The sequence below is a fragment of the Plantactinospora soyae genome (genome assembly GCF_014874095.1).
GTDB classification, from domain to species: domain Bacteria; phylum Actinomycetota; class Actinomycetes; order Mycobacteriales; family Micromonosporaceae; genus Plantactinospora; species Plantactinospora soyae.
The window spans coordinates 9,038,946-9,060,148 of record NZ_JADBEB010000001.1; the positions used below are offsets into that span (position 1 = coordinate 9,038,946).

General features: G+C 72.5%; 17 protein-coding genes and 4 pseudogenes. 10 read left to right on the forward strand and 11 right to left on the reverse strand.

Annotated features, from left to right (window positions below):
• Positions 1–9 precede the first annotated feature (9 nt).
• The 3 genes and pseudogenes from hisI to H4W31_RS39400 all read right to left on the reverse strand — a co-directional run bounded on the left by hisI (position 10) and on the right by H4W31_RS39400 (position 2,490).
• A complete protein-coding gene (hisI, locus tag H4W31_RS43510; protein WP_225947686.1) occupies positions 10–456 on the reverse strand; it encodes a phosphoribosyl-AMP cyclohydrolase in 447 nt (148 codons plus the stop codon).
• A 285-nt stretch (positions 457–741) separates the two neighbouring features.
• Positions 742–1,419: pseudogene (locus H4W31_RS44620) on the reverse strand (nucleotidyltransferase domain-containing protein); the annotation flags it as partial.
• 69 nt (positions 1,420–1,488) lie between these two features.
• Positions 1,489–2,490 carry an aldo/keto reductase gene (locus H4W31_RS39400; RefSeq protein ID WP_192771234.1) on the reverse strand — a complete coding sequence of 334 codons (1,002 nt, stop codon included), beginning with the start codon at positions 2,488–2,490 and terminating at the stop codon, positions 1,489–1,491.
• A gap of 281 nt (positions 2,491–2,771) precedes the next feature.
• On the opposite strand from H4W31_RS39400, the pseudogene H4W31_RS39405 reads away from it, so the two are divergent.
• The 3 genes and pseudogenes from H4W31_RS39405 to H4W31_RS39415 all read left to right on the forward strand — a co-directional run.
• Positions 2,772–3,506 (forward strand): annotated as a pseudogene (locus H4W31_RS39405) (ABC transporter ATP-binding protein); the annotation flags it as partial.
• A 92-nt stretch (positions 3,507–3,598) separates the two neighbouring features.
• Positions 3,599–4,354: an ABC transporter permease gene (locus H4W31_RS39410; RefSeq protein WP_192771236.1), complete on the forward strand. Its 756-nt coding sequence runs from the start codon at positions 3,599–3,601 to the stop codon at positions 4,352–4,354.
• Positions 4,355–4,414: 60 nt separating this feature from the next.
• Entirely contained in the window at positions 4,415–5,074 is a 660-nt protein-coding gene (locus H4W31_RS39415) for a TetR/AcrR family transcriptional regulator (protein ID WP_192771237.1), read from the forward strand.
• A gap of 115 nt (positions 5,075–5,189) precedes the next feature.
• On the opposite strand, the gene H4W31_RS39420 is transcribed toward H4W31_RS39415, so the two are convergent.
• From H4W31_RS39420 to H4W31_RS44970, 4 genes and pseudogenes are all read right to left on the reverse strand, one after another.
• Positions 5,190–6,002: a DUF2470 domain-containing protein gene (locus tag H4W31_RS39420; protein WP_225945919.1), complete on the reverse strand. Its 813-nt coding sequence runs from the start codon at positions 6,000–6,002 to the stop codon at positions 5,190–5,192.
• A gap of 140 nt (positions 6,003–6,142) precedes the next feature.
• A complete protein-coding gene (locus H4W31_RS39425; protein ID WP_192771238.1) occupies positions 6,143–7,933 on the reverse strand; it encodes an ABC transporter ATP-binding protein in 1,791 nt (596 codons plus the stop codon).
• Between the two features lie 61 nt (positions 7,934–7,994).
• A pseudogene (locus tag H4W31_RS44965) lies at positions 7,995–8,834 on the reverse strand (ABC transporter ATP-binding protein); the annotation flags it as partial.
• 171 nt (positions 8,835–9,005) lie between these two features.
• Positions 9,006–10,121: pseudogene (locus H4W31_RS44970) on the reverse strand (ABC transporter transmembrane domain-containing protein); the annotation flags it as partial.
• A gap of 206 nt (positions 10,122–10,327) precedes the next feature.
• Between H4W31_RS44970 and H4W31_RS39435 the strand changes: the two are divergent.
• Complete coding sequence (locus H4W31_RS39435) at positions 10,328–10,957, forward strand: TIGR03085 family metal-binding protein (protein ID WP_192771240.1); 630 nt, start codon at positions 10,328–10,330, stop codon at positions 10,955–10,957.
• 12 nt (positions 10,958–10,969) lie between these two features.
• Here the strand turns inward: H4W31_RS39435 and H4W31_RS39440 are convergent, their stop codons facing one another.
• Positions 10,970–11,476, reverse strand: coding sequence for a septum formation initiator (locus H4W31_RS39440; RefSeq protein ID WP_192771241.1), 507 nt, complete (start codon positions 11,474–11,476; stop codon positions 10,970–10,972).
• Positions 11,477–11,591: 115 nt separating this feature from the next.
• On the opposite strand from H4W31_RS39440, the gene H4W31_RS39445 reads away from it, so the two are divergent.
• The 4 genes from H4W31_RS39445 (at position 11,592) to H4W31_RS39460 (ending at position 15,665) form a co-directional block, all read left to right on the forward strand.
• A complete protein-coding gene (locus tag H4W31_RS39445; protein ID WP_192771242.1) occupies positions 11,592–12,284 on the forward strand; it encodes a response regulator transcription factor in 693 nt (230 codons plus the stop codon).
• Positions 12,281–13,612, forward strand: a complete 1,332-nt coding sequence (locus H4W31_RS39450; RefSeq protein WP_192771243.1) for a sensor histidine kinase — start codon at positions 12,281–12,283, stop codon at positions 13,610–13,612. Before H4W31_RS39445 ends, H4W31_RS39450 begins: the two co-directional genes overlap by 4 nt.
• 114 nt (positions 13,613–13,726) lie before the next feature.
• Positions 13,727–14,254: a PepSY domain-containing protein gene (locus tag H4W31_RS39455; RefSeq protein WP_192771244.1), complete on the forward strand. Its 528-nt coding sequence runs from the start codon at positions 13,727–13,729 to the stop codon at positions 14,252–14,254.
• A 115-nt stretch (positions 14,255–14,369) separates the two neighbouring features.
• Positions 14,370–15,665, forward strand: coding sequence for a DUF6891 domain-containing protein (locus tag H4W31_RS39460; RefSeq protein ID WP_192771245.1), 1,296 nt, complete (start codon positions 14,370–14,372; stop codon positions 15,663–15,665).
• On the opposite strand, the gene H4W31_RS39465 is transcribed toward H4W31_RS39460, so the two are convergent.
• Positions 15,646–16,023 (reverse strand): hypothetical protein, encoded by a 378-nt coding sequence (locus H4W31_RS39465; RefSeq protein ID WP_225945920.1) that lies wholly within the window; start codon positions 16,021–16,023, stop codon positions 15,646–15,648. The two genes, H4W31_RS39460 and H4W31_RS39465, sit on opposite strands and share 20 nt — an antisense overlap.
• 303 nt (positions 16,024–16,326) lie before the next feature.
• Here H4W31_RS39465 and H4W31_RS39470 point away from each other — a divergent pair, with 303 nt between their 5' ends.
• Entirely contained in the window at positions 16,327–18,153 is a 1,827-nt protein-coding gene (locus H4W31_RS39470; RefSeq protein WP_192771246.1) for an AMP-dependent synthetase/ligase, read from the forward strand.
• A 213-nt stretch (positions 18,154–18,366) separates the two neighbouring features.
• Positions 18,367–19,176: an ATP-binding protein gene (locus tag H4W31_RS39475; protein ID WP_192771247.1), complete on the forward strand. Its 810-nt coding sequence runs from the start codon at positions 18,367–18,369 to the stop codon at positions 19,174–19,176.
• Positions 19,177–19,224: 48 nt separating this feature from the next.
• On the opposite strand, the gene H4W31_RS39480 is transcribed toward H4W31_RS39475, so the two are convergent.
• Positions 19,225–19,623, reverse strand: a complete 399-nt coding sequence (locus H4W31_RS39480; RefSeq protein WP_192771248.1) for an NUDIX hydrolase — start codon at positions 19,621–19,623, stop codon at positions 19,225–19,227.
• An 88-nt stretch (positions 19,624–19,711) separates the two neighbouring features.
• Positions 19,712–21,169, reverse strand: a complete 1,458-nt coding sequence (yczR, locus tag H4W31_RS39485; protein ID WP_192771249.1) for a MocR-like transcription factor YczR — start codon at positions 21,167–21,169, stop codon at positions 19,712–19,714.
• Positions 21,170–21,203: the final 34 nt, after the last annotated feature.

Genomic DNA, 21,203 nt, shown 5'->3' on the forward strand with positions numbered 1-21,203 from the left:
CCTGCTCGATCATGACGTGGTTCCGGCGGTCAGGTTTCCGGTCCCGGTGACCGGCAACTCGTCCGCGAAGCAGGTGCGGCTGCCGGTGTGGCACGCGGCACCCACCTGGTCCACGCTGACCAGCAGGGCGTCCCCGTCGCAGTCGAGCGCCACGGCCCGGACGTACTGGTGGTGGCCGGAGGTCTCGCCCTTGACCCAGTATTCCCGGCGGCTGCGGGACCAGTAGGTGGCCCGGCCGGTGCTGAGGGTGCGGTGCAGCGCCTCGTCGTCCATCCAGGCGACCATCAGCACGTCGCCGGAGTCGTACGCCCGGACCACCGCCGTGACGAGTCCATCGGGGTTGCGGCGTAGTCGCGCCGCGATCGCCGGATCAAGGGCAGACGGCCGCGCGGGACCGTCCGCCGCCGGTCCGGGCGCGGCCGTCCGGGCCGCCGGGGAGAGATCGGGTACGGGCATAGTTCCCGATTGTTTCGCACGCGGGGCCGGAGCCGCCCACCCGTCCCGGATCGAGTGGTCCTCCCGACCCTCCGCCGGGTCCACCGCACCGGCCGCCGAGCGCCCCTGATCGGCCGCCGGGGACCTGTGTGGGGGCGTCGGGGAGCCCGGATCGGCGTCGGGCCGGCCCGGTCGGGCCAACTGGGCGACGTACCGGTCCAGCCGGCCGTCCCGGAGGGCGGCGGTCAGTTCCGGGCCGATCAACGGCGCCAGGTCGTCGGCGTACGGGCCGGCCAGGGCCACGGCTCCGGCCACCAGCCGGCCGGCGGCGGCATGCAGTCGGGGCAGGCTGTCGGTGCGCAGCCCGAGACAGCTCACCATGTCGTCGCGGTAGCCGGCGGGCGCGACCGGCAGGTCGAGCGCGGCGCTCAGCGCGGCCCGCCGGCTCGGGACCGTGACCGACGGGTTCGCCAGCCGGATGATCGAGGGACAGCGTCGGGCCAGTTCGGCGGCGGCGAACCGGGCGCCGAACTCGTCGCCGGCCGCGCACGCCGCGGTGACCTTGCCGAGGCCGGCGACGACGTTCTCCAGATCCGGGTCGCCCGGACGTTGCCGGATCTCCGTCAACTCGATCGACTGTCGCCACTCGTCGCTTGCCCAGAGTAACCGGGCGGGCGCGACAACCGGCAGCCCGAAGGACCAGTCGGCGGGCTGATCGAGTCGGGCGAGCCAGGATCGGACGTCCCGGACGGCGACCGAGAGGTGCGTCAGCCGCTCACCGGTCTCGGCCAGATAGGCCGGGTACGCGACGTACGGCCCACCGCTGACCAGGACATCGATGTCCACATCGCTGTACGCCGTGGCGGCGCCCCGGGCATGACTGCCGCGTAGCAGTACGCCGACGACGGGCGGGCCCGGCGCTCGGCGCAGCCGATCCGTCCAGTCGTCGAGGAACCCGAGTTGCAGTAACGGACCGTGACCCACGGCGCCATCGTGCCGTAGGTGCGATCATGACGCAACGCCCGATCACGCGTCGACTGGGCGTTTCGCGCGCTATTTACCCAAGAATCCCATTGCCCGCTCGGGATATCGTTCTCCGGCCGCCGCTCCGGGCGGTACCGCCGCCGAGAGTCGGGCCACCTGCTCGCCGGTGAGCCGCAGGTCGTCGGCGGCCGCGTTCTCCTCCAGGTACCGCACCCGCTTGGTGCCGGGGATCGGCAGGACGTCCTCGCCCTGGGCGAGTAGCCAGGCCAGCGCCGCCTGTGCCGGCGTACAGCCGATCTCGGCGGCGACCTCGCGGACCCGGGCCACCAGGTCGAGGTTGGTGTCGAGGTTCTCCTGCGCGAACCGGGGCGCCCCGGACCGGAAGTCGTCCGCGCCGAGTTGCTCCCGACTGCTGATCGTCCCGGTGAGCAGCCCCCGGCCCACCGGCGAGTACGCCACCAGCGCCACTCCGAGGTCCCGGCAGGTCGCCAGCATCTCCTGCTCGACATCCCGGGTGAAGAGCGAGTACTCCATCTGCACCGCCGCCACCGGATGTACGGCGTGCGCCGCCCGCAGGGTCGCCGGGCTCACCTCGGAGAGCCCGATGAACCGCACCTTGCCGTCCACGACGAGTTCCGCCAGCGCGGCGACGGTCTCCTCGATCGGCGTCTCCGGGTTGCGTCGGTGCAGGTAGTACAGGTCGATGGTGTCGATGCCGAGCCGGGCCAACGAGGCGTCGCACGCCTCGCGGGCCCACTGGGCGGTGCTGTCGACGTACGCGCCGGGCGAGGCGGTGGTGCCGGCGTCGCCGGTGAACCGGTTGCCGAACTTCGTCGCCAGGAACACCTCGTCGCGGCGCTTGCGGACGATCGGGCCGAGCAGTTCCTCGTTCCGCCCCCGTCCGTACATGTCGGCGGTGTCCAGGTGGTTCACGCCCAGGTCGAGGGCCCGGTTCAGGGTCCGGACCGACTCGGCGTCGTCCCCGGCCCCGTACGCCATGCTCATCCCCATACAACCGAGGCCGATCGCGGAGACCTCCGGTCCGATCGCACCGACACTGCGCTTTCTCATCACTCTCGCTCCGTCCGGCCGTACGTCTCGCGCTGATGGTTCGACTGTCTCGGGTTCCGACACTGCCAGGTTGTGCTCTGGTCCGGCCAGCCGGATCCATACCCGATCGGGGCGCGCGTCGAAACAACGCCGCCCGGTCTTCGCCGCCCGGTCTTCGCCGCCCGGTCTTCGCCGCCCGGTCTTCGCCGCCGGAAAGTCGACAGTCGGCGGCCGATTGCCGGCGGCCAAGATTTCAACTAGCGTTGATTTCAACAGTTGTTGAGTTTCTGGGAGGAGGGTCCATGGAGACCGCGATCGAGGTCGACGACCTCGTCGTACGGCGTGGCAAGCGGCGGGTCCTGCACGGGATCAGCTGCGTCGTTCCGCGCGGCAGCGTGACCGGCCTGCTCGGCCCGAGCGGCAGCGGCAAGACCACTCTGCTCCGGGCCGTGGTCGGGGTGCAGATCGTCGGCGGCGGCACGGTCACCGTGCTGGGACAGCCGGCGGGCTCACCGGCACTGCGGCACCGGCTCGGCTACCTGACCCAGGCGCCGAGCGTCTACCCCGACCTCACGGTCCGGGAGAACGCCCGCTACTTCGCCCGGCTGTACGGCCTCGGCGCCCCGGACGCCGACCGCGCGGTTGTCGACGTCGGCCTGGGCACCGCCGCGACCCAGCTCGTCGGCACCCTCTCCGGTGGACAGCGCAGCCGGGCCTCACTCGCCTGCGCCCTGGTCGGCCGCCCCGAACTGCTGATCCTGGACGAGCCGACGGTCGGCCAGGACCCGGTGCTCCGGGCCGAGCTGTGGGACATGTTCCACAGCATGGCGGCCAGGGGCAGCACCCTGCTGGTCTCCAGCCACGTGATGGACGAGGCGGCCCGCTGTGATCGACTGCTGCTGATCCGGGAGGGCCGGCTGATCGCCGACGACAGCCCGACGGCGGTCCGGGCGGCGGCCGGCACCGACGACCTGGAGGAGGCGTTCCTGCGCCTGATCAAAGCGAGCGCGGGAAGCACGGCGAGCGCGGGAAGCACGGAAAGCACGGCGAGCACGGGGAGCACGGAGAGCGCGGGAAGCACGGGGAACCCGGAGAGCAGCACCCGGACGAGCGAAGGGACGGGCGCACGATGAGTCTCCGGATCCTGGCCGCCACCACCGGCCGCATCCTGCGTCAACTGCGCCACGACCGGCGGACGATCGCGATGCTGATGGCGGTGCCGACCCTGCTGCTGACGTTGCTCTACTTCATGTTCGCCGACCAGCCCACGCCGCCCGGCCAGCCCAGCACCTTCGACCGGATCGCGCTGGTGATGCTGGGTGTCTTCCCGTTCGTCATCATGTTCCTGGTGACCAGCATCGCGATGCTCCGCGAGCGCACCTCCGGGACGCTGGAACGGCTGCTGACCACCCCGCTGGGCAAGCTCGACCTGCTCTTCGGGTACGGCCTGGCGTTCGGGCTGGCCGCCGCGGTGCAGGCGAGCGTGGCGGCCGGGGTGGCGTACTGGCTGTTCGACCTGGGTACGGCCGGCAACGGCGGGCTGGTGGTGCTGATCGCGGTGGTCAACGCCGTACTGGGAGTCGCGCTCGGGTTGCTCTGCAGCGCCTTCGCGCAGACCGAGTTCCAGGCCGTACAGTTCATGCCGGTCGTGGTGATCCCGCAGATCCTGCTCTGCGGTCTGTTCGTCGACCGCGATCAGATGGCCGGCTGGTTGGGGGCGGTCAGCGACGTGCTGCCGCTGTCGTACGCGGTCGAGGCGCTGCAACAGGTCGGCGCGCACACCGAGCCGACCGGCACGATGTGGCGCGATCTGGTGGTGGTCGCCGCAGCGGTGGTCGTCGCCCTGATCCTCGCGGCGGCGACGTTGCGGCGGCGTACCGGCTGACGAACCGGTGCCGGTCGGGGTGCCCGACCGGCACCGGACGGAACGAGCACGAGGACGGCGATGGCACGACGCAGTGGGCGGCGCCCGGGCAACCCCGACACCCGGGAGGCGATCCTCACGGCCGCCCGGGACGTGTTCGCCGAGCGCGGCTTCGACGGCGCCTCGATCCGGGCCATCGCCACCGGCGCCGGTGTCGATCCCGCGCTGGTCCACCACTATTTCGGCACGAAGGACCAGCTCTTCGTGGCCACGATCAACATCCCGTTCGACCCCCAGGAGATACTGCCGCAGATCGCCGCCGGCGGCCTGGACGGCGTCGGCGAGCGACTGGTCCGGACCTTCCTGAGGATCTGGGACTCCCCGGCCGGCACGGCCGGGGCCGCGTTGTTCCGCTCGGCGATGAACAACGAGTGGACCGCCAAACTGCTCCGGGAGTTCCTGGTCACCCAGGTGCTGCGCCGGGCGACCGGCCTGCTCGAGATCGATCCGGCGCAGGCACCCCTGCGCTCGTCGCTGGTCGCCTCCCAGATGGCCGGCCTGGTGATGGTCCGATACATCCTGCGGATGGAGCCGCTCGCCTCGGCGTCTCCGGACGTGGTGGTCGCGGCCGTCGGGCCGACCGTGCAGCGTTACCTGGCCGGCGACCTGACCGGCCTCACCGAACCAGCCTCGCCCGGCACCGATACGGCTGCGCCCGGCACCGGCCCAGCCTCGCCCTGACCCAGCCTCGCCCTGACCCGGCCTCACCCCGCACCGATACGGCCTCGCACCGAACCGGGATGCCGGAGCAGCCGAACGGCGGGTAGGGGTCGGGCCGCCGGCCGGGACCGGGCGGTCAGCCCCGGCTGCGGCCCTGGTCGGGCAGCACCGAGGGGGACCAGTCCTGGTCGACCCGGTCGGTCTGCCGTCGACGCCGGCAGAGCACCGGATGCAGCAGCTCCGCCAGCTCCGCCTGGCCGGACATCGGCCGGGGAAAGGCGAGCCGGGCCCGGTACCGGGCGCCACCCGGACCGAGCGCCACCACCAGGCCGTACCGGTCGAGCCGGACCACCTGCGGCGGCGGCTCGTCCGGACCCGCCGCCGGTACGACGCCGCCGAGCTGACGCCGGATGAACGCGGCGACCTCGCTGCCGTGGTGGTCCGTGAGGTCGGCGAGCAGTTCCCGTTCGATCGGGTGCAGCGGGTCGGGCTCGGCCGCGGCGTACTCCGCGGGTTCCACATCGATCACCGTGCCGCCGCGTTCGAGCCGGACCTCCACCGGCTCGAAGCGGTGCAGCGTGAAGCGCCGCCCGACGTCGAGCAGGTCTCCGGTCGGCACCACCTCGGCGAAGTCGACGGCCGCCTGGCGGGCGGCGGGGCCGTCCAGCGGCTCCGCCCAGCCGCTGACCCAGAGCCGGCCGAGTGCGGGTGCCCCGGCGGCCGGTGGCAGGTCCCGCACGTCGAGCACCAGCGCCCGGCCCCGGGTACCCGGCTCGGGCCGCAACGCCGCCGCCAGGTCGCTGACGATCGAGACGAGCAGGAGGATCCGGCCGGACGGGTCGGTGGCGTGCCGGACCTCGTGCGGCCCGGGTCGGTACGCGACCTGGGCGGTGCCGGCGAGCCGGCCGGCGGCCAGCGTACGGGCCACCTCCGCGGGGCTGGGCTGCATGACGGGAACCTCCAGCACAAGTTAGCCTTCCCTTAGTAAGGGGAGGCTAACTTATCAGCGGAGTCCCGTCCATCTGCCCAGCGGATTCGCTCCGGTCACCGTCAGGTCGCTCCGGTCACCGAACGCGTCTGCTCCAACTCCTACCGGGTCTGCTCCAACCAGGACGCGAAGAGCAGGGCGTAGACCGACTCCGGATCGTTGACCAGTTCCTCGTGCGGGCCACGCTGCACGATCCGGCCCCGGTCCACCACGATCACCTCGTCGGCGGCCTGTGCGGTGGAGAGCCGGTGCGCGATGGCGACCGTGGTCCGGCCCCGGGTCACCGCGTCGAGGGTGCGTTGCAGCCGTACCTCGGTCGCCGGGTCGACGGCGCTGGTCGCCTCGTCCAGCACCAGCAGGTCCGGGTCGGCGACGTACGCCCGGGCGAGCGCGACCAGCTGCCGTTCGCCCACGCTGAGCGCCTCGCCACGCTCCCCGACCGGGGTGGCCAGGCCGGCCGGCAGCCCGTCCACCCAGTCGCCGAGCCCGAGCTCGACGAAGGCGGTCGCCAACTCCTCGTCGGTCAGCTCCGGACGACCGAACCGGACGTTCTCCGCCACGCTGGAGTCGAACAGGAAGCCGTCCTGCGGCACCATCACCACCCGGGAGCGGAGCGAGCCGAACCGCACCTGGTCCAGCGGCACCCCGGAGAGCAGGACCGCCCCCTCGGACGGATCCATCAGCCGGGTGAGCAGCTTCGCGAAGGTGGTCTTGCCGCTGCCGGTCTCGCCCACCACCGCGACCCGGGTCTTGGCCGGAATGTCCACGTTGACGTCGACGAGCACCGGAGGGCCGCCGGGATAGGAGAAGGTGACCTCGGAGAAGCGCAGGTCGATCGGCCCGGCCGGCAGGTCGACCCCGCGCTCCCCCGGGTCCGCCACGTCCGGCGTCATGTCCAGTACGTCGAGCACCCGCCGCCACCCCGCGACCGCGTTCTGCGCCTCGTTCAGCACCTCGGTGGCGATCTGGACCGGCTGGATGAACATCGTGACCAGGAACAGGAATGCGGTCAGCTCGCCGATTCCCAGGGTCCCGTCGACGCCGAGCTTGACGCCGAGCACCACCACGCCGGCGAGCGCCAGCCCGGCGGCGATCTCCCCGGTCGAGAAGCTGATCACGCTGGTCCGGATCGCCCGTTGCTGGGCCCGGCGCTGCGCGTCGATCGTCTCGTCCAACCGGGCGGCGGTACGCCCCGACACCCCGTACGCCCGGATCACCGGCGCGCCGACCACGGTCTCCGAGACGGCGGCGAGCATCGCGCCCAGCCGTACCCGGACCACGCCGTAGGCGGTGGCGAGGCGCTTCTGGAAGACCCGGATCACCGCCACGGCGGGTACGAACGCGGCGAAGACCACCAGGGTCAGCTGCCAGGAGTAGACCGCCATCACGACGGTCGTGACCACCACCTGACCGAGGTTGATCAACAGGATCACCCCGCCCCACTGGAGGAACTGGGTGATCTGGTCGACGTCGCTGGTGACCCGGGAGACGAGCGAACCGCGCCGCTCCGCCTGCTGGTGCAGCGTCGACAGGTCGTGCACGTGCCGGAAGGCGCGGATCCGTACCCCGGCCAGCGCCGTCTCGCTGACCGTGAACAACCGCCGCATCATCAGGTAGCCACACACGGTGGTCACCACCAGGACGGCGGCGGTGGCCGCCACCACGATCCCGACCACGCCCAGGTCCGGACCGCCGGGGGCCCGCAGGCCACGGTCGATGCCCTGCTGGATCGCCACCGGTACGGCGGCCCGACCGATCATCGCGACCAGGGCCAGCCCGAGCGTGCCGGCCAGCCCGGTACGCAACTCCGGGGAGAGCGCCAGTCCTCGGCGCAGGGTCTGCCAGGTCGTCTCCGTCCGTTCCGAGATCGCCTCGTTCGCGGTCGTGGTCATGCCGTCCCCCCGCTGCGCTCGGCGCCGTCCTGACTGCTGCCCCTGAACCGGTCGGTCCCGCTCACGCGTCCACCTCTTCGTCCTGCCGGTTCGCCGGTGTGCCGGGCGGCGGTTCCTCGTACGCCCGCTCCCGTTCCCGCTCCGCCTCGGCCCGCTCGTACGCGGTGACCAGGGCGGCGTACCCGGGGGTGCTGCGCAGCAGCGTGGCATGGGTGCCCCGGCCGACCACCCGGCCGTGCTCGACGTAGACGACCTCGTCGGCCAGCGCGATGGTCGCCCGCCGGTACGCCACCACCAGGATCGACGCGCCCGGCGGCAGGGCGGCGGTGTCGGCATCGCCGGGGGTCGGGTCGGCCGCGGTCGACGGCGGCGGGGTATCCGGTGCGGTCGCTGGGGCGCGCAGCGCGGCCAGGATCGCCGCCTCCACCCTCGGGTCGACCGCGCTGGTGGCGTCGTCCAGCACCAGCAGCCGGGGCCGGCCGGCCAGTGCCCGGGCCAGGGTGAGCCGCTGCCGCTGGCCGCCGGACAGGGACGCGCCGCGCTCCCCGACCAGGGTGTCCAGCCCGTCCGGCAGAGCCGCCACGAACCCGTCCGCCTCGGCCAGTCGCAGCGCCGTCCACACGTGGTCGTCGGTGATGCCCGCCCGGTCCAGGGTGATGTTGGCCCGGATGGTGTCGTCGAAGACGAACGGCACCTGGGCCACCAGTGCGGTGGTGTCGGCAAGCGAGGCAGCCGTCAGCGACCGGACGTCGACCCCGTCCAGGGTCACGGCCCCGGCGTCGGGGTCGACCAGCCGCACCGCGAGGGAGACGATCGTCGACTTGCCGGAACCGGTGGGGCCGACCAGTGCCACCGTACGACCGGCCGGAACGGTGAACGACACGTCGTGCAGTACCGGCACAGGCTCTGCGGGCGCGGACTCCGTCGGCACCGGCTCGACCGGTGCGGTCACCCCGGCACCCGGGGCGGGTTCGGTCGGGACGCTGGCCCCGGTCGAGTCGAATTCGTCGGCCGGGGCGGGCACACCGACCGGCCGGGCCGCCGCCTCCGGCTCGGTCGACAGCCCCGGCTCGGCGGGTGCGGTGGCCGGAGCCGGCTCGGTCAGGGCGTAGCCGAAGTCGACCCGCTCGAAGACGAGAGTGGCGGGGCCGCCCTCCCGCCGGTCCAGCGTCGTGTTCCCGTACGGCATCTCGCCGGTGGCGGTGAGCACGGCCTGCAACCGGTCCCAGCCGGCGACGCTGCGCGGCAGTTCGGCGAGCACCCAGCCGATCGCCCGGACCGGGAAGGCCAGCACCGTGAAGAGGAAGGCGACGCTGACGAGTTCGGTGATGGTGACCGCGCCCTGACCCAGCCGGACCGCGCCGACCAGCAGCACGGCGAGGGTGCCGAGGCTGGGCAGGGTCTCCAGCATCGGGTCGAAGACTCCCCGCAGCCGGCCGACCGAGATCAACGCATCGCGCAGCTCACCGGCCTGCGCCGCGAACCGGGCCGTCTCCCGGGCCTCCTGGCCCATCGTCTTGACCACCAGGGCACCGTCGAAGCTCTCGTGGGCGATCGCGCTGACCTCGGCGCGCATCTGCTGCGCCCGGGCCTGTCGGGGCGCCATCCGTCGGGAGTAGACGACGTTCAGGGCGAAGAGTGCGGGGAAGATCGCGACCCCGACCAGGGCGAGCACCCAGTCGGTAACGAGCAGCGAGCCCATCGCCGCGACCAGCATCACCAGGGTGCCCACCGCGAAGGGCAGCGGCGCGATCGGGAACCAGGCCGCCTCGACGTCCGAGTTCGCGTTGGACAGCAGGGTGCCGGTGGCGTGCCGGTGGTGCCAGGAGAGCGGCAGCTCCAGGTAGCGGCGGGTGATCCGGCGCCGGTAACTGGCCTGTAGCCGGTACTGCATGAAGCCCGCGCCGATCCGGCGGCCGAACATCCCCAGCACCCGGCCGAGGCTGACCGCCAGCAGTGCGACGGCGCTCAGCACCACCGCCGTGGTGTCGGCCCGGCCGCTCTCCAGCGACGGCACCACCACGTCTCCGACGACCGCGCCCACCACGTAGGCGCTGGCGATGATCAGCAGGCTGTAGAGCACGCTGCCGCCGACCGCGACCGAGAAGATCCGGGGCTCCTCGCGAACGGCGTGACCGAGGACCCGGATCCCCCTGATGAGCACGTCCCGGCTTGTCTTGCCCGCCACACTGTCCCCCGCCGTAAGCCTTCTTCGTCAACCTCATCCTTACCGATCGGGCCGAGTGATGACGAACCGATTGGCGCTGGTCGTACCGGTCCGGACCTGATTGTGTCTGCTGTCACAGGGCCGTACGCCGCTCGGAGCGGACCGGCCGCCCGGACCTACCCGAATCGCGGCGCGCCGGCAGCGGCATCAGCACTTACGATCAAGACATGCCCCGCTACGCGGAATCCGAGCGCCGATCGCTGGCCGACCTCCTCCTGGCCCTTGGACCCGACGCGCCGACGATCATCCCGGACTGGGCCGCCCGGGACCTCGTCGCACACCTGGTGATCCGGGAACGGCGGCCCGACGCGGCGGCCGGAATCCTGCTCCGCCCATTCCGTACCCACACCGACCGGGTGCAGGCCGCGACGGCGGCGAAGCCCTACCCCGGCGTGGTCGACCTGTTCCGCAGCCCGCCGCGCTGGAGCCCGATGACCCTGCCGCCGATGGACGAGTTGGCCAACCTGACCGAGTTCTTCGTGCACCACGAGGACCTGCGCCGGGCGCAACCCGGCTGGCAGCCCCGGGAGCTTTCCGAGGGGCACCGGGCAGCGCTGTGGAGGCGGGTACCCGCGCTGGCCCGGATGGTGCTGCGCCGCTTCCCGGCCGCCCTGCTCATCCAGGCGCCCGACCACGGCGAGGCGTCGGTCGGGGCCGGCGGCGACCAGGTCAGACTGGTCGGCGCGCCGGGCGAGCTGACGATGTTCCTGTTCGGCCGGCAGCGCGTCGCCCGGGTGCAACTGGTCGGGCCCCCCGCCCTCACCGACCGGCTGCGGACCGCGAGGCTCGGGGTCTGAGGGCCGGCCGGTCTAGTCGTCGTTCTTCTTCCAGGTCGGCACGGGCCGGCCGGCGATGCACTCCACCTCCACCTCGATCCGCTGGTCCGAGCCGTGGAAGGTCACCTCGGCGTCGTCGTCCGGCCCCCGCTCGACCTCTCCGACCCGGTAGCCCTGGGCCGGCGTCCACGAGGCCAGCCACACGGTCCGGCCGTCGCACTCGGCCACCACGGTGCCGCCGGGGGTGGAGAGCAGCTGGCGTGGACCGTGCCCGGTGCCGCCCGGAGCCGGCGTACCCGGACCCGGGGAGCCGGTGGTGGCCCCCGGCGACGTCGGAGTGCCCGGGGACGTCGCGGGACCCGGACCGGCGGACGCGGAGCTGGCCGCCAGCGCCCGCGCCACCTCGTCCGGGCTGCGCACCTCACCCGCCGGCCCGGTGAGGCCGGCCCCGATCACCTGTACGGCCGCCAGCCCGGTGCCGGTCGCGGCCAACGCGGCGAGCAGCCAACCGGCCACCGCGAACCCGGTACGTCGACGCATCGTCCGATCATGCCCGTCCGGTCGTTAAGAGCGGAGCCGGTGGACCCTAAGGGAAGGTTAACGCCGCTGTCCCGATCCGGGGTCCACCGGCCGTCGTCGGGTTACCGTGCCTGGTGTGGCGCGCCTACTGCTGATCGAGGACGACCCGGCCATCCGTACGCCGCTGCTGCGCGCGCTGCGTGAGCGGGGGCACGCCGTCGCGGCTGTCCAGACCGCGATGACCGGACTGCAGAGGGTGCTCGACGACCGGCCCGACCTCGTCGTACTCGATCTGGGTCTGCCCGACCTGGACGGTCTGGAACTGCTCAGGATGCTGCGCGCGGTGAACAGCACCCCGGTGATCATCGCGACCGCCCGGGACGAGGAGAGCGAGATCATCCGAGGGCTGGACGCGGGCGCCGACGACTACGTGGTGAAGCCGTTCACGGCCGCCCAGCTCGACGCCCGGATCCGGGCGGTACTCCGGCGCGGTACCGGTCCGGCGAGCGGTCCGGCCCCGCTGACCGTCGGCGAGCTGCGGGTCGACCCGGGAGCCCGGCAGGCCAGCCTCTCCGGTGTCCCGCTCGAACTGACCCCCCGGGAGTTCGACCTGCTGCACCACCTGGCCAGCCGGGCCGGTCGGGTGGTCAGCAAACGCGAACTGCTGACCGAGGTGTGGCAGCTGCCGTACGGCGGCGCGGACAAGACGGTGGACGTACACCTGTCCTGGTTGCGCCGCAAGCTCGGCGAGACCGCCCAACGCCCCCGGTACCTGCACACCGTGCGCGGGGTCGGGGTCCGGCTCGACGTACCCGGGGCCGGATCGTGAGGCGCCGGTTGACCCTGCTGGTCGCCGCCACCACCTGCCTGGTGCTGGTCGCCTTCCTCGTCCCGCTCGCCGTGCTGCTGCGCACCGTCGCCGCCGACCGGGCCGTGGTGGCGGCCACCGCCGACGTACAGGGCCTGGTTCCGCTGGTCGGCACGACCGACCTGGACGGCCTGCGGCTCGCCGCCGAGCAGGTCGGCGCGGCGGCAGACCGGCCGGTCACCGTCTTCCTGCCGGACGGTTCGGCGCTCGGCACCGGGGCACCGCGTACCGACGGGGTGGAGCTGGCGGCCCGAGGTGAGAGTCTCACCGTGGCCCGGCCGGACGGCCGGGAGATCCTGGTCGCCGTGCAGGGCCGGCCGGACGGTACGGCGGTGATCCGCACCTTCGTACCCGACAGCGACCTGACCCCGGGGGTCTACCGGTCCTGGCTGGTCCTGGCCGGGCTCGGGCTGGCGCTGCTGCTGCTCGGTCTCGCCGTCGCGGACCGGCTGGCGCGTTCGCTGGTCGCCCCGATCACCGAACTCGCGGCGGTCTCGCACCGGCTGGCGCGGGCGGAACTGACCGCTCGGGCCCGGCCGTCCGGCCCGCCGGAGCTGCGTGCCGTGGCGACCGCGCTCAACCATCTGGCCACCCGGATCCAGGAACTGCTGCGGGAGGAACGCGAGCAGCTCGCCGACCTGTCGCACCGGCTCCGTACGCCGCTGACGGCGTTGCGGTTGGAGTCCGAGTCGCTGACCGACCCGCAGGAGGCCGCCCGGGTCACCGAGCAGGTCGACGCGGTGGAACGGGCGGTCACCGGGCTGATCCGGCTGGCCCGGCGGCGCGCCGCCGAGGGCGGTGGCGAGCCGGCCTGTGACGCCACGACGGTGGTCCGGGAGCGGGTCACGTTCTGGTCGGTGCTGGCCGAGGACACCGGCCGGCAGGTCGTCCTCGACCTGGCCGACCGGCCACTGCCGGTACGGCTACCGGCCGACGAACTCGCCGCGGTGCTGGACGCCCTGCTCGGCAACGTCTTCGCGCACACGCCGGACGGGGTCGACTTCGCCGTGACGCTGGTCCCCGGTCCCGCCGGCGGCGCCCTGCTGACCGTCGCCGACGCCGGCCCCGGACTGCCGTCGACCCTGGTCGACCCGGCGGCGCTGGTGGAGCGGGGGGCGAGCGCCGCCGGGTCGACCGGTCTCGGCCTGGACATCGCCCGCCGGGCCGCCCGGGCCAGCGGGGGTCACCTCGATCTCTCCACCGGCGGCGACGGCGGGGCACGGGTCGCGCTCACGCTCGGGCCGCCGGTCCTCGCCCCGACCCCGAGGCGTGGGGTCGGGGCGACCTGACGATCGCGGTCTTTACCTCGGCTTAGCATTCCCACAGCGCGCCGCTATCCCCCGTCCGGCGAACCTTCCCAGGACAACACCGAACAGAGTGTTCGAGGTTCGAGGAGGACTGTGATGCGGCGCAAGACGCTGATCCTGAGCATCGGTGGCGCGCTGGCCGCTGCCGCCGTCGTCGGTACCGCGATCGGTGCCAGCGCGGCGGAGGGCGAACGGCAGGGGCTCGGGCTGGCGCCGTTGGCCACCACAGCCGCCACCACCGATCCGACCGGCACACCCGGCACCGGTCCGTCCGGTACGCCGACGAGCGGCCCCACCGGCACGCCCGGCGGTACGCCGACGGGTTCGCCGACAGGCTCACCGGGCGCGACCGGCGGTACGGCGGTCAGCTCCGAGCGGGCCGTCGAGATCGCGCTGGCCAGCGCGGGCGGCGGCCAGCTCGACGAGGTCGAGCGGGAGCAGGAGCACGGCCGGACGGTGTGGAGTGTGGAACTGGTCAAGGACGGCGGGGAGGTCGAGGTCGACGTGGACGCGACCACCGGCGAAGTCGTCAAGACCGAGCGTGACGACAAGGACGACGACTCCGACGACGACAAGGGTTCCGACGACCGGGACGACGACGATGACGACGGTGACGACGACTGATTGCTGCGACAGCCCGTAGTGCCACCCACCGCCCGCTGGCGTCGTCCAGCGGGCGGTGGACGGTTTCCGGCGCGCGCGGCGTCGCTGTCGGCCGGCACTGTTAACCTTCGCCGCCATGGAATCCGGGAACGGCCAGGACACGCTGCGGGAGCAGGTCGAGACGTACGTCCGGCTGCAGGTCGCCATCGGCGAGCGGCCGTACGCCGCGATCGTCGACGGTGCCGTGGAGTACCTCGACGACGTGGAGGACGAGGAAACCGTCGAGGCGCTGGCCCGGGAGGTGGCCGCGGTGGAGTTCGCCGCGCACGCCACCGCCCAGGCGCAGTGGCCCGAGGTCAGCGATGCCGACCGGCTCACGCTCGCCTTCCGCGCCCTGGACGTGGCCGGGATCGTCGCCCGGGAGGCGTTCACCTGTTGTCAGAACTGTGGACTGGCCGAAATCGGCGCGGAGGTCGCCGACGGCGAGACGCCCCGGGGGTACGCCTTCTACCACCAGCAGGACGCGGAGCACGGCGCCGACGGTGCGAGCCTGCACGTCGCGTACGGGCTCTTCGGGCAGCCGCCCTCGGCCGAGATCGGCGCCGAGGTGGCGGCGGCGCTCCGCGAGCAGGGGCTGCCGGTCCACTGGACCGGTGACCTCGGCCAACGGATATCCGTGCCGCTGACCTGGTGGCGGCGGCGTACCGGTCGGCTGGCGGCGGTCCCGCCCACAGTGGACGACGACGTGGAGGTCGAGATCGAACTGCTCGACGCCTGGACCGGGCGGTACGCCCCGACCGACGGTCCGATCGCCGCCACCTGGCTGACCAGCCTGTACCTGCCCTGGCTGCCGACCGGGACCCGACTGCGGATCAGCCTGGGCGGCACGGCGATCACCGTCCACCGCGACTGGGACGTCCTGGTGGGGACGTCCGCCGCCGCCGACCGCCCCGAGATCCGGGTGGACCGGCAGGACGGGATGGCACTGGTACGACGCCTTCGGGCCGACCCGGCCAGCACCGGCCGGCCCGCTCAGGCCAGCGAGCGGGCGGCCCCGGCGGAGCGGACCGGCCCCGGCGGGGAGGCGGGCGCCGCCGGGCGAGCGGGTCTGTTGGAGGTCACCTGGCAGCACTCCGCCGGGCACGAGTACCAGGGCGTACCGCTGACCCGCTCGGAGAGCGTCGACGTGCTGCGCCGGATGCCCGTCCGGACCGACGCCTGGATGTCCTGTCGGGGCCGGTCCCGCGGCATCGTCCAGGTGCGCTGGGAGGAGCGGCGACTCTGGCTGGAGACGCCGGACCCGGAGGCGTCCGCCTCGTTCGGCCGGTACGTGACGATCCCGGAGGCGGAACGCATGATCGGCGTACTCGCCACCGAGGACCGGGTCGCCGTGGCGGAGCTGGGCGACCTGGTCAGGAACTCCTGGGGCTGACCGACGGGCCGACCCAGGCGCCGGAGGCGGCGTGCGCCAGCGACCTCTCGGGCCCGGGCACGGTCCCCGGGACGCCGGCCACGCACTGTCCCGGATGTCCCTCGCGCTCGCCGCACCGGCCGTCACCGAAGAGCAGCCGGTCGCAGAACACCCGGTGCCGCTCGTGTTGCGCGTCCTCCGCCGAGACGGTGACCTCGCCGGCGTCGAGTTCCGGAAGGAAGGCCAGCGACTCGGCCAGCAGCGCGGCCAGTTCGGCGGCGGCGTCCAGGGTGTGTACGGCGACCGGAAGGTGGATGACGTGGCCCGGTACCGCGTCGCCGCGACCGAGACTTCCCGTGACCGGACCTTTCTGACCCATGGTTGACGACCCTCATCCGTGGTTGGCGATTCCGTGGTTGACGATGACTCCCGCCCCCGGTCCGGCGGCGCGATCTGCCGGGCCGACCTGGGCCGACGCCCCGATAGCTTAGAGACGTATCCGGTCATTCCGGGTTTGCCACTCGGATCGACCAGGGACCGCCACCAGGTCTCTTCCGCCGGCTCGGTCCACCCGGCCTGGCCGAACGGGACTAGCCGATTCGAGGTCAGACCAAATACCCTTCGGTAACCGCGAGTTAACGTGACCGCCGTCACGCCACGATATCCGGAGGCTGCCCCCGCCATGGCTCTCGATGTCCCCTACCGCTCCATCCCTGACATGTTTCTCAAGCGTGTCTCGGCCTCCCCCGACCGGGACGCTTTCGCCCATCCCGCGCCGGACGACTCCGGCCCGGTCTGGCTCAGCTGGGCGCAGGTCGGCCAGCGGGCGAAGGCGATCGCCGCCGGGTTGCGCGGCCTCGGCGTCGGCCACGAGGACCGGGTGGCCATCCTGGCCAACACCCGGCTCGACTGGATCCTCGCCGACCTCGGAATCATGTGTGCCGGAGGCGCGACCACCACGGTCTATCCGACCACGGAGCCGGAGGACACCGCCTTCATCATCGCGGACTCCGGGTCCAGGGTGCTGATCGCCGAGGACGCCGGCCAGGCCGCCAAGATCTCCGGCGCCGACCTTCCGTCGCTGACCCATGTCGTACTGATCGACGGGCCGGCCGACCCGGGAGCCACGCCGCCGCAGCTCACCCTCGCCGATCTCGAGGTGCAGGGGGCGCTCGTGCTGGAGAGCGATCCCGACCTGATCGACCGGGTGGTCGCCGAGATCGACCAGGACCACCTGGCGACGCTGATCTACACCTCGGGTACCACCGGCCGCCCCAAGGGCGTCGAGCTGATGCACGCCGGCTGGTGCTGGGAGGGCGTGGCCCAGGCGCAACTGGGCCTGATCAGGGCCGAGGACCTCCAGTACCTCTGGCTGCCGTTGTCGCACTCGTTCGGCAAGACGCTGCTCTGCGGCGTGATCCACGTGGGCATGCCCACCTACGTCGACGGTCGGCTCGACAAGCTCGTCGAACTGCTCGGCGTGATCAAGCCGACCCTGATGTGCGGCGCACCCCGGATCTTCGAGAAGGTCTACAACCGGGCCGTGACCACCGCCCAGACCGGAGGCGGCGCCAAGGCCAAGATCTTCGCCTGGGCGGTCCAGACCGGCAAGCGGAAGGTCTCGCTGGAGCAGGCCGGCAAGCCCGTCTCGGCGGGACTGCGGATCAGCTACGGACTCGCCGAGAAGCTGGTCTTCAGCAAGTTGCAGGCCCGGCTGGGCGGCCGGATCCGGGTCCTCGTCTCCGGGTCCGCGCCCCTGAGCCAGGACATCGCACTCTTCTTCGCCGCGGCCAACCTGCCCATCTCCGAGGGGTACGGCCTGACCGAGACCAGCGCCGGCAACTTCGTCAACCGGCCCGGAGCCCTCAAGATCGGCACCGTCGGCAAGGCACTCGGCGACCTGGAGTGCAAGATCGACTCCGACGGCGAGATCCTGCTCCGTGGCGCACCGGTGATGCGCGGCTACCACAACCTGCCCACCGAGACCGCCGACGCGTTCACCCCGGACGGCTTCTTCCGGACCGGCGACATCGGCGAGCTCGACGACAACGGGTTCCTGAAGATCACCGACCGGAAGAAGGACCTGGTCAAGACGTCCGGCGGCAAGTACGTCTCGCCGTCCCGGATCGAGGGCATGTTCAAGGCGCTGTGCCCGTACACCTCCCAGGCAGTGGTGATCGGCCAGGCCCGCAACTACTGCACGATGTTGCTCACCCTGGACGCGGACGCGATCGCGACCTGGGCCGCGAACGGTCCCCTGGCCGGCCGGCCGTACGCCGAGATCGTCGGCTCCGCCGAGGTGGCCGCGATGATCGACGACTACGTCAAGCAGCTCAACGACAAGCTCAACCGCTGGGAGACGATCAAGAAGGTCACGGTGCTGTCCCGCGACCTGACCGTCGAGGACGGCGAGATGACGCCGTCGATGAAGATCAAGCGTCGCTCCGTGGAGACCAGCTTCGCGACGGAGATCAACGGGATGTACCAGGGCACCCTCGCCCAGATCTGAGCGGACGGACCGGCCGCCGAGGAGATTCGTGTCCTCGGCGGCCGGCACCCGACGTCGCCGTCCGACTACTGCCGGACAAGGTGACATCTGGTCGGCTTCACCGGACCACCACCGGGGTAAGACCAGGGTCAGAGCGCGAAAGGACCGGCCGAGAGCGGGGCCGATCGCGGCGGCGTACGGGTGGGCGAGGGGGTTCCGGTAATGGCGGCCACGGTGGCAGCTCACATCGAGACCGGAGCCTTGGTGATCACCATGGCCGGGCGATGGAGCGTGGGACAGGCGTACGCACTGCAGCGGGCATTCGAACGGTGCGCGGCGCACCGTCCGCCGTACGTGGCGGTGGACTGCACCCGGATCGTTCCGGACGGGCTGGTGCCGGCGCTGCTGCCGGCCCTGGTGGTGCTCGGGGAGTCCTGCCGGCGCGGCATCACCGTGCTGGTCTGCGCCCCGGCCTCGACCCTGACCGGTCTGCTCCGTCGCCTGCCGACCACCCGGATCCGGTTCTACCCGCGGCTGACCGAGGCGCTCAGTCGGGTCCGGCCCTACCATCTTCCGGGCCCGAGCCGACGCGTCCACCGCCGGTTCACCCCGTCCCCCGGTGCGGTCGGTACGGCCCGCCGGCTGGTCCGCGAGTGCTGTGAGCGGTGGCGGCTGGACGGCGTGACCGACAACGCCCAGCTCGTCGTCTCCGAGCTGATGGCGAACGCGGTGGAGCACGCCGGTACCGATATCGACCTGACCATCTGTCACCACCGGCAGCACCTCCGGATCGCGGTCGCGGACCGGCACCACGCGGTACCGGCGATCGACCACAAGGGTGCGGACGATGGCGACGCCGATCCGCGACAGGAAATCGCCCTCCGGGGACGCGGTCTGGCCCTGGTAGCCCGGTCCGTCGCCAACTGGGGCGTGCTGCGGGGTACGGACGGCAAGGTCATCTGGGCGGCCCTGGCGGCACCCCGGGCGACTCGGCTGCGCCTGTCGGACCTCGCCCTGCTCTCCGGAAGCGGCTACCCGGCCTGACCCGTGGCCACGGCGGGTTTCGCCGGGCCACCGGTGCCACCGACAGCCTCAGCCGAGGCTGCCCGCGTCGTGGAGATGGTCGAAGATGACCTGGTCGACCGGGGAGACGCGGTGCCGGTCGGCGTGGGTCAGCCAGACGATCTCGGCAACCTCGTTACTCGGTCGCAGTTCGCCGTGATAGTCCGCCGTGTAGCAGGTCATCCGGACTATCGTTCCGGCCGGATGCCCGTACGCCTGGGCCCGGAAGGTGCCGAGATGTCGGGCGCTGTCGGCGGCGATGGCGACACTCAGTTCCTCTTCGATCTCGCGTACCAGCGTCTCGACGTCGGTTTCGCCCGGCTCCCGCTTGCCGCCGGGAAGGAAGTAGACGTCCTTGCCGTGCGATCGCGAACTGAGAATCCGACCGTCCTCCAGGCGGATCCAGGCGATCTTGTCAATCATGCCCATGCGGGTTCGACTCTCCAGTCTTCCGGGGACACCGGTGGCTCCGCCGAGGACGCCGACCCTCGCGGTGTTCCGATGCGCGGGCCGGCGGTCAGGCGATGACCACCGGCTCGCGCCACAGCGAGCGTTCCGCCCGGTCGATGTCGTAGCGGACCGCCGCGATCCGGCGTACCGCCTCGGTCAGTTCGGTGGCGGGAAGGGTGAACGGGAGCCGGAGAAAACGCTCCAGCGTGCCGTCCAGGCCGAACCGTGGGCCGGGCGCGAGCCGTACCCCGACCTCCTCCGCCGCCCGGGCGAGCGCGCTGGCGATCGGTCCGTCCAGCTCCGCCCAGAGGGTGACCCCGCCGAGCGGGGTGCGGACCCGCCAGCTGGGAAGTTCGTCGCGCAGGGCGGCCAACAGGGCGTCCCGCTGCGTGGCCAACTGCCTGCGCCGGGCCGCCACGATCGCGTCGGCGTCGGCGAGCAGCCGCACCGCGACCAGTTGGTCCAGCACCGGACCGGCCATGTCGACCCCGACCCGCGTCGCGGCCAGCCGCTGCACCTGGGGAGCCGAGGCACGGATCCAGCCGATCCGCAATCCGCCCCAGTACGGCTTGCTCATCCCGCCGATCGTGACCACCCGGGAGTGCCGGTCGAAGACGGCGGTCGGCGGCGGCATCTCGGTGCCGTCCAGTGCCAGATCCACGAAGGACTCGTCGACGACCAGGTCGGTACCGCTGGCGTGCGCGGTGGCCACCACCCGCTCGCGCAACTCGGTCGGCATCAGGTGGCCGGTGGGATTCTGGAACTCCGGGATCAGGTACGCCAGCCGGGGGCGCGTCTGCCGCAGGCTGCCGAGCAGCAGGTCGGCGTCCCAGCCCGCGCGCTCGGTGGAGAGCCCGTGGGTGCTGATCCGGGCCCGACGCGCGGCGAACGCGGCCAGCGCGTTGGGATAGGTCGGCGACTCGACGAGGACGCCGGCCCCGGGCGGCAGGACGAGCCGGAGCACGAGGTCCAGCGCGTGCTGCACCCCGTTGGTCACCATGATCTGCTCGGGGCTGGTGGTCAGGCCACGGTCGGTGTACGACCGGGCCACCGCCGCGCGGAGCTCGACGATCCCGGTCGGGTGGTATCCGGCACCGCCGAGATAGCGCGGCAGGTCCTCGGCGGCGCCCCGGGCCGCCCCGCCCAGTTCGGCCGGGGCCGCCAGCGCGGCACAACCGAGGTCGATCATGTCCAGATCGTCCTGCGGCGTCCACAGCCCGGAACTGGCCACCCGGTGTCCGCCCGGCAGCGTCGTCCAACTGCCGGCACCCCGGCGACTCTTCAGATGACCGGTCTCGCGCAGTTCGCGGTAGGCGGCGGTGACCGTGGTCCGGCTCACCCGCAGCGCCTCGGCCAGTTCCCGCTCGGCCGGTAGGCGTACCCCGAGCGGTAGCCGTCCGTCGGCGAGCAGTCCGCGTACCGCACCGGCCAGCGCGATGTAGTCGGGGCTCCGCCGCCGGCCCGGAAGGGCATGCCACTGGCCGAGCATCCGGCCCAACTGTGGACCCCGAACGAGGTTAGTCACAGCCACTTCCCCTCGATTGGCCCTTCGTACATCC